Here is a 13,411-nt window from a genome sequence, read left to right as displayed (position 1 = left end):
GGCGACGTCGCTTTATCCAGAGTGGACAGAGCGTATATTTTGTTGTTCTGATAAGCGAAGCGCTACCAGTCGTCGCAGAGGGCATCACCAGGAATACAGGAGGTTTGGTATGAAACGTGCGTCTTTCATTACGCTAACTATTATCGGCGCGTATAGCGCGTTACAGGCAGCCTGGGCGGTTGATTATCCATTACCGCCCGAAGGCAGCCGTCTTATTGGTCAGAATCAAACCTATACCGTACAGGAAGGTGATAAAAACCTGCAGGCTATCGCCCGGCGTTTTGATACGGCGGCGATGCTCATTCTTGAAGCGAACAATACGATTGCGCCGGTGCCTAAGCCCGGTACGCTAATTACCATTCCCTCGCAGATGCTATTGCCGGATGCGCCCAGGGAAGGCGTTATCGTCAACCTCGCGGAGCTACGGCTGTATTATTACCCGCCGGGAGAAAACCGCGTTCAGGTGTATCCCATCGGCATCGGTTTGCAGGGACTGGAAACTCCCGTCATGGACACCCGGATAGGGCAAAAGATCCCCAACCCGACGTGGACGCCGACGGCGGGCATACGCCAACGTTCGCTTGAGCGGGGGATCACGCTGCCGCCGGTGATCCCTGCCGGGCCAAATAACCCGCTGGGACGCTATGCGCTGCGTCTGGCGCACGGTAATGGGGAATATCTCATTCATGGCACCAGCGCGCCGGATAGCGTAGGTCTGCGCGTGAGTTCCGGTTGCATTCGCATGAACGCGCCGGACATCAAAGCGTTATTTGCGCAGGTCAGAACGGGGACGCCGGTAAAAGTGATTAACCAGCCGGTGAAATTCTCTGTCGAGCCGAATGGCATTCGTTATGTAGAGGTGCACAGGCCGCTATCGCCGGAAGAAGAGCAAAACGTGCAGACGATGCCCTACGTGTTGCCTGCGGAATTTACCGCGTTCAGAAACGCGCAAGGGGTGGATAGTCGCCTGGTCGATAAGGCGCTATACCGGCGAGCCGGGTATCCAGTCAGCGTGAGCGCCGGGCAGACGCCAGCGGTAAATACGACCGCAGTCGAATCCGCTCAGAACGGTTTTGTCGGGGAAGAGGGGCAAACGCGCGCGACGCAGTAGCCTTCGCGCAAACGACGGACAAAAAAATGGCGCACGATGTGCGCCATTTTATATCGTGCGTCAAATTACTTACGGACGTGGGATACTACTTTGTTGTCCAGACGCTGGTTCTCGCGAGCTGCGTCGTCTTTAGCAGCCTGAACGTCGGAACGCATTGCATTTACGTCATTACTCAGTTGCTCAACTTTAGCGCTCAGCGTCTGTACATCGGAAGACAACTGATCGATTTTAGCGTTGCTTGAACAACCTGCCAGTAACGTGGAACCCAGAACTACTGCACCTAAGATCAGCTGGTTAGTACGGTTCATAACAATAACATTATACTTTGTGTGGTTATATGGGTAAAAAAAATGGCGCACGATGTGCGCCATTTTTATTACGCAGGTACTATTACTTACGGTATTTAGTAGCCTGGTTGTCCAGACGCTGGTTAGCGCGAGCTGCGTCGTCTTTAGCAGCCTGAACGTCGGAACGCATTGCGTTCACGTCGTTGCTCAGCTGGTCAACTTTAGCGTTCAGAGTCTGAACGTCAGAAGACAGCTGATCGATTTTAGCGTTGCTGGAGCAACCAGCCAGCAGAGTAGAACCCAGGATTACCGCGCCCAGTACCAGTTTAGTACGATTCATTATTAATACCCTCTAGATTGAGTTAATCTCCATGTAGCGTTACAAGTATTACACAAACTTTTTTATGTTGAGAATATTTTTTTGATGGGAATGCACTTATTTTTGATCGTTCGCTCAAAGAAGCATCGAAATGCATGAAAGTCCCTAAAAAACCGAAAGAAAACAGGGGGCTTTCATCGGATTCTTCTTAGATAATCCGCAATTAGATAGTAAAATCCGATTTGATTTTTTTATTAATAGTGGCTATCGATTAAATAAAAAAAGCGCCGGAAGGGCGCTTTTTTAAACAAATTAATTCACACAACAATTATTACAGTACGTGAACAGAGGCGGTGTTAGTGGTGCCGCTTGGAACCAGCGCGCCGGAGACCATCACTACGACGTCGCCTTTCTGGGCGAGGCCGCTTTGCAGGGCGACATCTTTGCCCAGACGGTAGAAATCATCAGTAGAATTGATTTCTTTCACCAGCTGCGATACCACGCCTTTGCTCAGTACTAACTGACGGGCGGTCACTTCATTGGTGGTCAATGCCAGGATGGTGGCGTCCGGGAAGTATTTGCGCACGGCGCGAGCGGATTTACCGCCCTGGGTCGCTACCACGATCAGCGGCGCTTCCAGTTTTTCGGCGGTTTCTACCGCGCCGCGGCATACTGCTTCCGTAATGCGCAGTTTACGGCTGTCGTTGTTGTAGTCCAGACGGCTGTTCATGACGCGGTCGGTACGTTCGCAGATGGTCGCCATGATAGAAACGGCTTCCAGCGGGTATTTCCCTTTGGCGGATTCGCCGGACAGCATAACCGCATCCGTACCGTCGAGGATGGCGTTCGCTACGTCGCCTGCTTCTGCGCGGGTCGGACGCGGGTTTTTGATCATAGAATCCAGCATCTGAGTCGCGGTGATCACGACTTTACGTGCGCGGATACATTTTTCGATCATCATTTTCTGCGCAAAAATCACTTCTTCAACCGGGATTTCTACGCCCAGGTCACCACGCGCAACCATGATGCCGTCGGAAGCTTCGAGAATTTCATCGAAGTTGTTCAGGCCTTCCTGGTTTTCGATCTTAGAGATAATCTGGATGTTTTCGCCGCCGTGGGCTTTCAGATGCTCGCGAATTTCGACAACGTCAGAACGTTTACGGATAAAGGACGCAGCAACAAAGTCAACGCCCTGTTCGCAACCGAAGATCAGGTCCTGTTTGTCTTTTTCAGCCAGCGCTGGCAGAGCAATAGAAACGCCCGGCAGGTTAACGCCTTTGTTCTCGCCCAGATCGCCGTTGTTCAGCACCTTACAAATGACTTTATTGCCTTCGATGGCGGTCACTTCCATACCGATCAGACCATCGTCAACCAGGACGGTGTTGCCAACGCTCAGGTCGCTGGTGAAGCCTTCATAGGTGACGGCAACGATTTCATTATTACCGACCACGGATTTGTCGGTGGTAAAAGTGAAGGTTTGACCCGCTTTCAGCGAAACGTCGTTACCGCCTTCCAGTTTAATGGTGCGGATTTCTGGTCCTTTAGTATCAAGCAGAATAGCGGCTTTTTTCCCGGTTTTGCTCATCACGTTGCGCAAGTTCTGGATACGCTGACCGTGTTCTGCATAATCGCCATGAGAGAAGTTCAGGCGCATCACGTTCATGCCCGCGTCCAGCATTTTGCTTAACATCTCTTCGGATTCGGTTTTCGGACCGATAGTACAAACAATTTTCGTCTTTTTCATGACAGTCTTAGTCTTTAAGTTGAGGAGGATATGGAAATCTGGCTTCGGGCGCGCACGGCCCGGAAGCTAAGCCTGTGTTGCTAAAGTGATGATGCCTCGCTCTAAGGATAGGTGACATCGAAAGAGCGTGCAGAGGAATGTGTGCTCGCGTTTCAGCCCAACGGGAAGGGGATAATTTTAGTCGTTGAGTTTTACAGTCCAATGCGCTGAAACCATTCAAGAGACAATTGGCGCGCATTATACGCTGAAATTTACAAAAAAGGAAAATGAAAACCCTGTTTCAAAAGACATCTGTGCAGATCCACAACGGTTTGTTATTACGCTGTTTACGATGTCGCTGGCGATAACGCCGCCCGAACAGGGGCGGCGTTGCGCAACAGTGGGTGTTGTTGCGCATAATGTCAATCGAGCAACTTTTTGCCTTCCAGGTCGATGGCGATGTTTTGGTTATGTGCTTTTCGATAGCACAGAATCGCTATCCCGATCGCCGCCCAGCTAATTCCGAGTATCAGAGCGTGAATGTTCATGTTTAAACAGACGTAGCCGATGACGATCATCCCCATGATCGGCGAAATGACATGGGCGAAAATGCGCCGCTGGGCTTTCATCCGGAAATTGAACAGGATAAACACACACAGGCTCACGACAAAAAAAGCGAAAAGCGCGCCAAAGTTCACCAGCGTGGAGATAGACTCAATCTTGCCGGAAAACAGGTAGCTGAGCAGCAGGGTGACGCCGCCGGTAAACAGAATGGCATAATCCGGCGTTTTACGCGTGGTATGGACGTGAGCGAGGAAGGCGGGCAACATTCGGTCGCGCCCCATTGAAAATAGCACTCTGGACACCGCCGTTTGCGCGGTAATAATGTTGCCGACGGCGCACACAAACGCCACAATGATGGAAAATGCCACTTTGAGCCAGATACCGCCAACGTTGCCGGCAATGGTGAAAAATGCTTCATTCGTCGCATTGCCTTCCGCGAAGCGGTCGACATTACCGGTGGCGAACGCCGCAAACGCCACAACGATAATAAACAGTACCGTCGCCAAAACTAACGCCAACAGCGTTGCTTTACTGACGGCGCGTCCCCCGCCTTCGCTTTCTTCACTTAATGTACTGATAGCGTCAAAGCCGAGAAAGTTCAGCGCAGCCACCGAAATCGCCGTCGCGATGAGCCCTGGGGTGAACCACTGTGAATCGAAAAAAGGCCGGAAGGAAAGCGTTATCTGACTACTGTCCAGCAGCATCAGACGGACAATGAGTAGCACGAAAATCGCCAGAATACCGAGTTGAATAAAGACCAGTAACTTATCGAATTTCGCCGTTTGCTGTATCCCGAGATAGTTGACTCCGGTGCCGATAGCCACATAAATCAACGGCCAGACCCAGACCGGGATTTGCGGTAAAATAGCGTGGACCGCGACGCCGCCCAGCACTGCCACGAGCGTAGGGAACAAAAGATAATCCAGCAGTAATATCCATCCGGTCAGAAACCCTACGGCGGGATTAATGCATACGCCAGCATACGCATAGGCCGAACCCGACGAGGAGATATGCTGCGATAAGGTAGAGTAGCTGTACGCGGTAAAAAACATCGCGATAGCGCCAATAATATAAACCAGCGCAACCATACCGTGCGAAAGATTATAAACGACGCCATAAAGAGAGACTGGCGCGATAGGCACCATAAACACCAGAGCATAAAGCACTAAATCGGTAAGAGACAATTTTTTGACTTTTTTCATGATAAATACCTTAATGGCTTTTTATGCCAGATCGCGTAAAAACGCGCTTACCGCTGCGAGGCAGGGCGCGATATTTTCTTCATGCGGGTTATGGCTGCTGCCAGGAATAGTGACCGCGCGGCAGTCTGAAATGTGAGAGAGAAGCGGAGAGACGACGCGCTCGGTTGCCTGATCGTTTTCGCCGCGCAGTACCAGAACAGGACAGCGTATCTGGCACAAATGGGGCGTAATATCCCAGTCGGCAAGTTTGCCATTTGCCGCCAGTTCATTGGTTCCCCATAAAATGTGATAACCCGTAGGGTCGGCGGCGAACTGCGCATTAGAGCGCTGAACATGAACGGCTTCTTCCGCGAGGGTATAAACGTGTCTGGCATAATAAGCGACCAGCTGTTCCGGTGGGTTTTGATAAATGACGGCGGGCATAATGACGTTTTTGATATCGTCATCGGACATTGGCGTCAGAGCGTTAAAGAGCCGTATGGCTTCCTGTTGCCACAGGGCGATACTGGCCGGCGAACTGGCCAGTATCGTCCCGCGAAGCCCGGCAGGCTGTAAGCAGGCGTGCTCTGCGGCAAGCATTCCGCCCCAGGAATGTCCCAGTATCGAATACCCGTGTCCAATACCCAGGTGATGAATTAATTGGGTTAATTGACTGAGATAACGCGCAATAGTCCAGAAAGACGCGTCAGCATGAGGAAAATGCGTTGAACGACCGCAGCCATATTGATCGTAAAATATTACCATGCGCCCGTCATCAGCCAGACGGCGATAATTTAATAAATAATCAAAGCCGCCAGAAGGGCCGCCATGAAGGATAATGAGCGGCGTGAGTAATGATTTTCTGTCTCCATAAATCCGATAGCTTGTCAATATGTTTTCAGAAAACATTTCGCCATAGAGATAAGTATCATTCATATTCTTAATGACTCAGTGTGTGGCAGGGCAGGCGAAATTTATATTCGCCTGGGTAATATTATTTTTTTATTGTGTGTAAAACATTACACCAGAAGGTGGCGTAATGTTCCCATTGCAGAAACTGCGGGCTTCCCCAGTGCGGCGAACAATCACTGGCAAAGCAACATACTTTCCCTTTATGGTAAGTACCCATAACTAACAGTGGATCGCCATTAATTTCAGCAAGGACTTGACTATTTTCTTTGGCGATAAGCTTGTTATAGCCCAACAGCGGCGGCCATTCGCTAAATGGCTGGGTAATAACATGCTCTACCGCAGTATTTACTGCTTTACATCCTTGCGGTAGTTCTACGCGGTCATCTACATCCAGCATATCAACCGGCAATACCTCCGCCAGAACCGTATTTTTATAATTGGCTTTTGCTTCTATTCCCGTAAAGGATAAATACCCGCCGATCATCAACAGACCGCCGCCCTCAGCAACATAATCGGCGATAAGTTGTAATGCATCAGGAATAATGTCCATATTATAAAACGTTCTGTTTTGTAGCAGGAACGTATTGCTACCGATATCACTGATGACGATCGCATCATAGCAGGCTAATGCTTCGGCGGTATGTGGAAAACGAGTTTGCACAATATGGGCAGGCATGTAGTCCACATCGATATTACCCTGGCGTAAGCAGGATAATAAATAGTCTGCGCCTTCTTCATATTTGCTCGATGTAAAGCTATCAAAACCTTTAGAGTGAATCATATGAATGTGCCAGGATTCGCCAATAAATAAAATTTTCATTATGTCACCTGTTAATTAATGTGAATGACTTTATTAGATTGGGTACGCATTCGATGTAAAACCTGCAAGTGCTGAGGCATACTCGACGCACCGACTTGTTCCACCGCCAGAGAAGCGAAAGCGGAGGCATATTGAATGGCTGCGACCATGTCTGCTTGTCGCGCCAGCGCGGCGGCTAAGGCGCCATTAAAAGCGTCACCGGCCCCGGCGGCATCTTTTACCACGGCGCTCCACGCAGGAATATACAACGTGCGGGCGTGCTCACAGAGCAGAGATCCACGGGCGCCAAGGGTAATGATGACTTTTTTCACCCCGGATTGCAGAATAATATTTCCGGCTTTTTTCGCATCATTAATATCAGTAATGGTTACGCCGGATAAAAAAGAGGCTTCAGTTTCATTCGGCGTGATGATGTCAATATCAGATAATAAATGCGTCACCTGTTTCGTATAGGGGGCAGGATTCAGCATGATCATTTTATTTTCTTGTTTGCCCAGACGAATAAATTCAGTCAACGCTTCAATGTTCGTTTCGAGCTGCATTAACATAACGTCAGACTCGGCGATATAACGGTGTTGCTCGTTAATCTCTTGCGTGGTGAGCATCATATTGGCGCCAGGGTAGATGGCGATAATATTATCGCCATCCACGGCGGAGACATAGATCAATGCGCTACCGGTGGGCGCTTTATCTGTTTGATACGCGCTGTATGAGGCGATACCTGATTGAATAATATGATTCATAGCAAATGCGCTGAACTGATCTTTGCCCACTTTAAAAATAAAATGTGCCGCAGCGCCGGCATTGTTCGCCGCTAAAGCCTGGTTGGCTCCTTTACCGCCAGGATAGAATCCAAATTGACTGGCCAGAATGGATTCTCCGCTTTGTGGAAACCACGGCACGGTTGCTGAAACATCAATATTGAATGAGCCTAAAACACACACCTTGCCTGCTTTTTTTGGGTTTTCCCGGCGCAGTTTTGCATCCTGATGGATTGGCGTGGCGATAGTGCTGGAGATATCAATCTTATTTTCAGTGATAAGCTTACTCAGCGCGTCACGGTTTAAAATCCCTCCGCCATAGCAACGCTGAAGCATACCTGATTTCTGGAAATAGCGTAGATCGGAACGAATAGTCTCCTGGCTAACCTTATAAAGGTCTGAAAGTTTACTGACGCTAACACTATTATCCTTTATCAGTAAATTAATGATGGCATGACGTCTTTCTTCTTTAAACATATTGCCTCCGGGTAGTGAGTTGAATTGTATTTATGGCAATGTTGTCATGCGGTGAATTCAATCACAGATTATGCGGTCAACCGGAAGTAACCCCAAATGAATGTCAATAATCAGAAGCGCAGCCAATGTGTTAAATATTAATTGCTTACAGAAGGGGAAAATAGTTTTGTGAGTGTTGTCATATATTTTCTATGTAATATGACGGGGTGAACGTAAAATAGTTGGGCTTGCACGATTCAGTGAGTATATGCAGCCGGACAGCGTTCGCTTATCAGTCGCTACCCTCGACGAAATAAGACGATATCGCTCTCCGGCCCGGGGGTTATATACGCTCGATTTTTGCCGGCAGCCCCTGACGTACTGCCGCGCCAGAAACCCAGTCGAGCCAGGTGTTGGTAATGGTTCTTGTCGGATCGGCAAAGCCCAGATCGTTAAGATTTATGCCTGCCCTGATTTGTGGATCATACGGCATAGGCACGCCATCCAGAGAGTGCTGCGTTGCGCCCATCTCGCGGTGGCCATATCCGTGTTCGATGGCGATGACGCCTGGCATCACGCCATTTAACAAACTGATTTGCGCCACGACCTGACCGCCCGGCGTAATGATCCGTACCCGATCGCCATGTTGCAGTCCATAACGCTCGCCGTCTTGCGGATTCAGCGCCACCAGGTTTGCTGGCTTCACATGGTGTAAGCGCGGGATGACGGCTGTTGAGCTGGACATGGTATTTGATTTAAATGAAATCAGTTTCAGCGGCCATTGCCCAATGGGAAACTGGTCGTCAATCGCACGACCATCTGACAAACGCGCCGGATACCAGACCGGGCAACCGCTGAAGCGCTCCCCGGTGATGGCGTGACGGTGGGCGGCGACATCTGCATTCCAGATCTGTAAGGGTTTTTTCCACGCGTTACCTAACCGTTGCTCCGTATAGCCGCTATCCTCGGGCGCAAACCGGCCGCCACGCGAGTAGATAAACGCCACGCGACCGACCTCATCAGCTTTAAGCGTGTGCTGAATTGCTGGCAGAATGCGGCTGACGCCGGTAAGCGAAATATCTTCCTGATTTGCCAGCGCGACCGGCGTCTTGCCCATAAAGGCGATATTAGCGGCTACGCGCAGATAGAAGTCTTCCGCCCGGTTCAGTGGAAAAGTATTGCCCTGCGGATCGGTTATCGCCCGGTCGCCGAAGCCGGGCAGATGGAGCCGTTTTGCTACCGCAATACAAAATGCTTCCATTGAGACAGGTTGCCCGTCCACCGTTCGGCGAGTGGCGGGGGCGACAACCGGCCAGCGGGCGGTAGTGGCTTTACTGGCTACGCCGCCCCAGGGCGCCGTAAAGCCCCAGCTCTCAAAATTGTGCGTATCCGGCACAATGTAATCCGCCAGCGCCGTCGTTTCATTCATAAAGGCGTCAATCGCGATAAAGAGCGGCAGTCGGCGAGGGTCTTTTAGCTTTTCTTCCGCCACGGCGCGTAGACCGGGAACACCGTAAAACGGGTTGCTCATATTGGAAATCCAGGCTTTAAGCGGATAAGGATAGCCTTCGAGCGCGGAGGTCAACAGTTCGGTAAGCTGGCCTGCCACAAAGGGATACCACGGCGCTTTGGCTGGATAAGGGGATTGCCCGCCGGCAATTTTGTCGCGGTATTCTTCCGATGCTTCATAAGCGGTTTTGCTACGGGCAATACTTAACCCGGACGGTTTCACTTTTCCGGCAAAACTGTTCATGTTGTAGCGGGGGCCGTCGCTAACGCCGTTGAATTTGCCGCCGCCGACAAAGACGCCGCCGGACAAGCTGAGGTTGCCGATCAGCGCGTTAAGCATCATGACCGACCAGGCGTTATAAAACCCATTGCCGGCCATCATGCCGCCGTGACTGATGACCGCGGCTTTACGTCCGTGACTGGCAAAGGTTTCCGCCAGCGCGATAATTTGCGCTTCCGGTACGCCGCACTGTTCGCTGTATTGCGCCAACGAGAGCTTTTCTGCCGCCTCTTTCAGGCGTTGCAACCCGCTCTTCACCGTGACCCGTTGGCCGTCGGCGAGCGTAACGTACTGCGTCACGAAAAGCCGTGCCTGTCGGCAAGTGGACGCATCGACCAACTCGCCGTCGGTATTCAGCACGACAGGGGTCTCTTCGCCATCGGGCGTAAGATGGCGCAGCGTCAGGTGTTGTCCGGCAAGCGTCGGCAGTTCATCCGCAATGACCAGGTGCGTGGCGTTGGTCCAACTTTGCTCGCCGGCCTGCTGCATAGCCTGTACGCCGGGAATCGCCAGATAATCAGCATTATAACGTTCATTATCCATGATCCAGCGGATCATCCCCATTGCCAGCGCCGAATCGCTGCCGGGCATGACCGGTTGCCAGCGACCGCGAGGATCGGCGAGCACCGTTGATAAGGGGAGGGCGGGGGCAACCACGACGTATTGAAAATTCTCACGCAGTCGGGCGCTCGCCAACTGACGTGCCTGGCGTTTAAACGGATTGCTGGACTGTGCCGGGGAGGTGCCCATAAAGAGCGCAAACTCCACGTTTTCCCAGTCGGGTTTGACATGCGGGTTTTTATCCAGATCGCCCATCAATGCCCCGGAGCCGGCCCGGTAAGCCAGTCCACAGTAGGCGCCATGCGCGCCGAAATTCTTGCTGCCGAAGCTATTTAGCGCAAAACGACGCAGAAACGCATCGCGGCCTTCGTCGCTGGTATTCGTGACCAGTAACTGATTGGTTTTGGGCCCGAAACTGGGGTGCTTTGCGTCAATTGGCGTATCCGGCGCATGAATAGCGCGCAGTCCGTCCACATGACCTTCGCCAAACAGATCGCCGCCTTCCACGACTTCTTCAATAAGTTGCTCAAAGCTGATGCGCTGCCATTTCCCTTCGCCGCGTTTACCCACGCGTTTCATCGGTTCAAGCAGTCGTAGCGGACTGTACAGGCTTTCCAGCAGCGTGGCGCCGCGCGCGCAGGCGGTTGAGCGGGCGTCAAGACCGCTTTCTCCCGCCAGTTGCTCCATGGCTTCGCTAAAAGGGACGGACGAGTCAATCGGGTGTTCCTGCGACAAGGGGTGATAGGGATTGCCGGCGATGCGTATCACTTTGCCATCGGCATTAACCCGGGCGCGGATACCGCACTGTGTCCAACAGCCGAAGCATTGCGTCATGGCGATGGTTTGTTGTGGATTTTGCTGCCAGTGCGTTTGCGCCTGCGCCTCCGGAATTAACGCATTGCCAAAGATGCGGTCGCGCGTTACCTTGCCGGATGTCCCGTTTAACAGGCCATCAATTGCGCGTTTCGCCACATCACGGTAGCTCAGACCAAAAGTGACCATCCCACCGACGGCGAGACCGACTTTTAGCCACTGACGACGGGTTAAATTAGCCATGTTGTAATCTCCTGGTGAGTCCGTTCAGCGTTTCACGAATAATAATCAGTAGCGCTATCCACAGGCCGAAGGTGCCGAGAATAGCCAGCCAGCCATCCGTTCCGCCTGGTAACGAGTAAGGGTTAAATTGCGCGTTGAACTTGGGGACGGTTTGTACCTGAATCAACAATGTCCAGCGCATCAGCCAACATAGCGCCAGCGCGCTGAGAACCAGCAGGACGCGTCTTAGCTGCGATAACGGATGACGTAGCGTCAGGCTACAGAACAGCAGCGTGAATACCCACAGCGCTAGCCAGCCGACAGCGTAATATTTGGCTGACAGGGCGACGGTAATCCACTGACGGATTGCCGTGCCGGAAAGCGTATCGCCGCTAACCCACATGGCCACAACCAGCCCCAGCGCCGCCAGCGTCCAGATTTGTCCCCACAATATTTTTGGCAGCCTTACCGAGTCGCGTCGGGCGGCGACAATCATCAGCGCGAAGAACGCCTGTAAGGCGCTAAGGAACATCGCCACGGGGAAGGCGTAGCTAAACCAGATTGGGCGCGCCAGCACAACGGAGACTTCGCGGCCGGTATAAATCAACAGGCCCACCGCGCAAAGCGCGCTGGCTAACGCCAACCATTTAGTGACGTTGTAACTTTTATTGAATAATCGTTTAATCTGCTGCGCCAGGAACCACAGAGCGAGAAATCCGGTAAACAGCGGCAGGAACAACGCTCCCCAGGGCATCCACGACCAGGGCGTCGGCCAGGCATAGAAATGCCAGACGCGGGCAGTCTGGTGCAGATCCGCCGTCAGCGCCAGCGGTGCGGTAATCGCACAGGTAATGGCAATCAGTAATGCCCGATTTTCTTCTGTTGCGGCGTCTTTTTTCCGCCAGTGAAGATAACAGGCAAACAGTGCGGCGCAGGCGGCAATGCCAATAAAAAAGAAATATTGTACCGCCCACGGCAGCCAACTAATGTCCTGCGGGTGAGCCAGCACTTCTTCAATGATGAGTGAATGCGTCATTCAGACCTCCTGCCAAAGCGCGGGCTGCGCACGGCCCATTAATGGGGTGACAAAGGCGTCGTCCAGACCCAGGTAGAAAACATGGGGCGACGTGCCGTTTTCCGGCTTTAATACCTTGATAGCGTCGCGATGCTGATGAAGCATGGTGGCGATGCGGCTATGGGGATCTTTGATATCGCCAATAATACGCGCGCCGCCGACGCAGGACTCTACGCAAGCGGGTAACAGCCCGGCTTCCAGACGATGGACGCAAAACGTGCATTTATCGGCAGTTTGCGTTTCATGATTGATAAATCGGGCGTCGTAAGGACACGCCTGGACACAATAGGCGCAGCCGACGCAGCGTTTGTTATCCACCACCACAATGCCATCTTCCCGCTGAAAGGTGGCTTGTACCGGGCAGACCGGCACACAGGGGGGGTTATCGCAATGGTTGCACAGACGCGGCAATAGCACATTCGTGACTTCCTGACTACCTTCACGCTGGACCTGGTATTGGTTCACCGTCGTACGAAACGCGCCCTGCGGCGTTTGGTTTTCAATAGTGCAACTTACGGTACAGGACTGACAGCCGATACAACGCCGCAGGTCGATAAGCATGGCGTAACGGTGTCGGGGAGAGCCTTCATGCCGCTCCGGCGAAAAAGGAAATTTCGCTTCAGCCAGCGGAACCAGCGAGGCGCCAGCGGTCAGGACGCCGAGCTGCTGGAGAAATTGCCGTTTACTGCTGTCCATATTGACTCCCGTCCACATTGCCAACAATGAAACATTTGTCACGATGTTGGTTCATGTGTAATGAATAAAAAATGTTGATGATTTACAGTGTAAAAATCGAGACGGGGTGTGCTCTATTGTG

Annotated in this window: 11 protein-coding genes; 1 reads left to right on the top strand and 10 read right to left on the bottom strand. The window is 51.9% G+C overall.

What is annotated here, in order from left to right:
- Window positions 1-109 precede the first annotated feature (109 nt).
- A complete protein-coding gene (locus N7E69_RS21340) occupies window positions 110-1,111 on the top strand; it encodes a L,D-transpeptidase family protein (RefSeq protein WP_000817059.1) in 1,002 nt (333 codons plus the stop codon).
- Between the two features lie 65 nt (window positions 1,112-1,176).
- Here N7E69_RS21340 and N7E69_RS21335 read toward each other — a convergent pair whose 3' ends face one another.
- From N7E69_RS21335 to ttrB, 10 genes are all read right to left on the bottom strand, one after another.
- Window positions 1,177-1,419, bottom strand: a complete 243-nt coding sequence (locus tag N7E69_RS21335; protein ID WP_001082333.1) for a major outer membrane lipoprotein — start codon at window positions 1,417-1,419, stop codon at window positions 1,177-1,179.
- An 82-nt stretch (window positions 1,420-1,501) separates the two neighbouring features.
- Window positions 1,502-1,738 carry a murein lipoprotein Lpp gene (gene lpp / locus N7E69_RS21330; RefSeq protein ID WP_001082307.1) on the bottom strand — a complete coding sequence of 79 codons (237 nt, stop codon included), beginning with the start codon at window positions 1,736-1,738 and terminating at the stop codon, window positions 1,502-1,504.
- A gap of 310 nt (window positions 1,739-2,048) precedes the next feature.
- Window positions 2,049-3,461: a pyruvate kinase PykF gene (gene pykF, locus N7E69_RS21325; RefSeq protein WP_000751447.1), complete on the bottom strand. Its 1,413-nt coding sequence runs from the start codon at window positions 3,459-3,461 to the stop codon at window positions 2,049-2,051.
- Window positions 3,462-3,862: 401 nt separating this feature from the next.
- Window positions 3,863-5,206 (bottom strand): APC family permease, encoded by a 1,344-nt coding sequence (locus tag N7E69_RS21320; RefSeq protein ID WP_000756074.1) that lies wholly within the window; start codon window positions 5,204-5,206, stop codon window positions 3,863-3,865.
- Between the two features lie 21 nt (window positions 5,207-5,227).
- Entirely contained in the window at window positions 5,228-6,121 is an 894-nt protein-coding gene (locus tag N7E69_RS21315; RefSeq protein ID WP_001000514.1) for a proline iminopeptidase-family hydrolase, read from the bottom strand.
- Between the two features lie 58 nt (window positions 6,122-6,179).
- Entirely contained in the window at window positions 6,180-6,917 is a 738-nt protein-coding gene (locus tag N7E69_RS21310) for a glutamine amidotransferase (protein ID WP_000697179.1), read from the bottom strand.
- 11 nt (window positions 6,918-6,928) lie between these two features.
- The gene (locus N7E69_RS21305) at window positions 6,929-8,155 is read right to left on the bottom strand and encodes a PfkB family carbohydrate kinase (RefSeq protein ID WP_000471803.1); all 1,227 of its coding nucleotides are present in this window, start codon (window positions 8,153-8,155) and stop codon (window positions 6,929-6,931) included.
- A 322-nt stretch (window positions 8,156-8,477) separates the two neighbouring features.
- Window positions 8,478-11,540 (bottom strand): tetrathionate reductase subunit TtrA, encoded by a 3,063-nt coding sequence (ttrA, locus tag N7E69_RS21300; RefSeq protein WP_000002382.1) that lies wholly within the window; start codon window positions 11,538-11,540, stop codon window positions 8,478-8,480.
- The gene (ttrC, locus tag N7E69_RS21295; protein ID WP_000149758.1) at window positions 11,533-12,555 is read right to left on the bottom strand and encodes a tetrathionate reductase subunit TtrC; all 1,023 of its coding nucleotides are present in this window, start codon (window positions 12,553-12,555) and stop codon (window positions 11,533-11,535) included. The genes ttrA and ttrC overlap by 8 nt, the downstream gene beginning before the upstream one ends.
- Window positions 12,556-13,290, bottom strand: coding sequence for a tetrathionate reductase subunit TtrB (ttrB, locus tag N7E69_RS21290; protein WP_001523928.1), 735 nt, complete (start codon window positions 13,288-13,290; stop codon window positions 12,556-12,558).
- Window positions 13,291-13,411 lie beyond the last annotated feature (121 nt).

This window comes from Salmonella sp. 3C (assembly GCF_025426275.1).
In the GTDB taxonomy this organism is placed as follows: domain Bacteria; phylum Pseudomonadota; class Gammaproteobacteria; order Enterobacterales; family Enterobacteriaceae; genus Salmonella; species Salmonella enterica.
The sequence above is the reverse complement of the archived record's forward strand: the minus strand, read 5'-3'. Positions and strand labels throughout refer to the sequence as shown.

Bases quoted from the DNA above. Each gene is read 5' to 3' on its own strand.
- N7E69_RS21340 (WP_000817059.1), top strand. From the start codon at position 110: ATGAAACGTGCGTCTTTCATTACGCTAACTATTATCGGCGCGTATAGC.
- N7E69_RS21320 (WP_000756074.1), bottom strand. From the start codon at position 5,206: ATGAAAAAAGTCAAAAAATTGTCTCTTACCGATTTAGTGCTTTATGCT.
- ttrA (WP_000002382.1), bottom strand. From the start codon at position 11,540: ATGGCTAATTTAACCCGTCGTCAGTGGCTAAAAGTCGGTCTCGCCGTC.
- lpp (WP_001082307.1), bottom strand. From the start codon at position 1,738: ATGAATCGTACTAAACTGGTACTGGGCGCGGTAATCCTGGGTTCTACT.
- N7E69_RS21315 (WP_001000514.1), bottom strand. From the start codon at position 6,121: ATGAATGATACTTATCTCTATGGCGAAATGTTTTCTGAAAACATATTG.
- ttrB (WP_001523928.1), bottom strand. From the start codon at position 13,290: ATGGACAGCAGTAAACGGCAATTTCTCCAGCAGCTCGGCGTCCTGACC.
- N7E69_RS21310 (WP_000697179.1), bottom strand. From the start codon at position 6,917: ATGAAAATTTTATTTATTGGCGAATCCTGGCACATTCATATGATTCAC.
- pykF (WP_000751447.1), bottom strand. From the start codon at position 3,461: ATGAAAAAGACGAAAATTGTTTGTACTATCGGTCCGAAAACCGAATCC.
- ttrC (WP_000149758.1), bottom strand. From the start codon at position 12,555: ATGACGCATTCACTCATCATTGAAGAAGTGCTGGCTCACCCGCAGGAC.
- N7E69_RS21335 (WP_001082333.1), bottom strand. From the start codon at position 1,419: ATGAACCGTACTAACCAGCTGATCTTAGGTGCAGTAGTTCTGGGTTCC.
- N7E69_RS21305 (WP_000471803.1), bottom strand. From the start codon at position 8,155: ATGTTTAAAGAAGAAAGACGTCATGCCATCATTAATTTACTGATAAAG.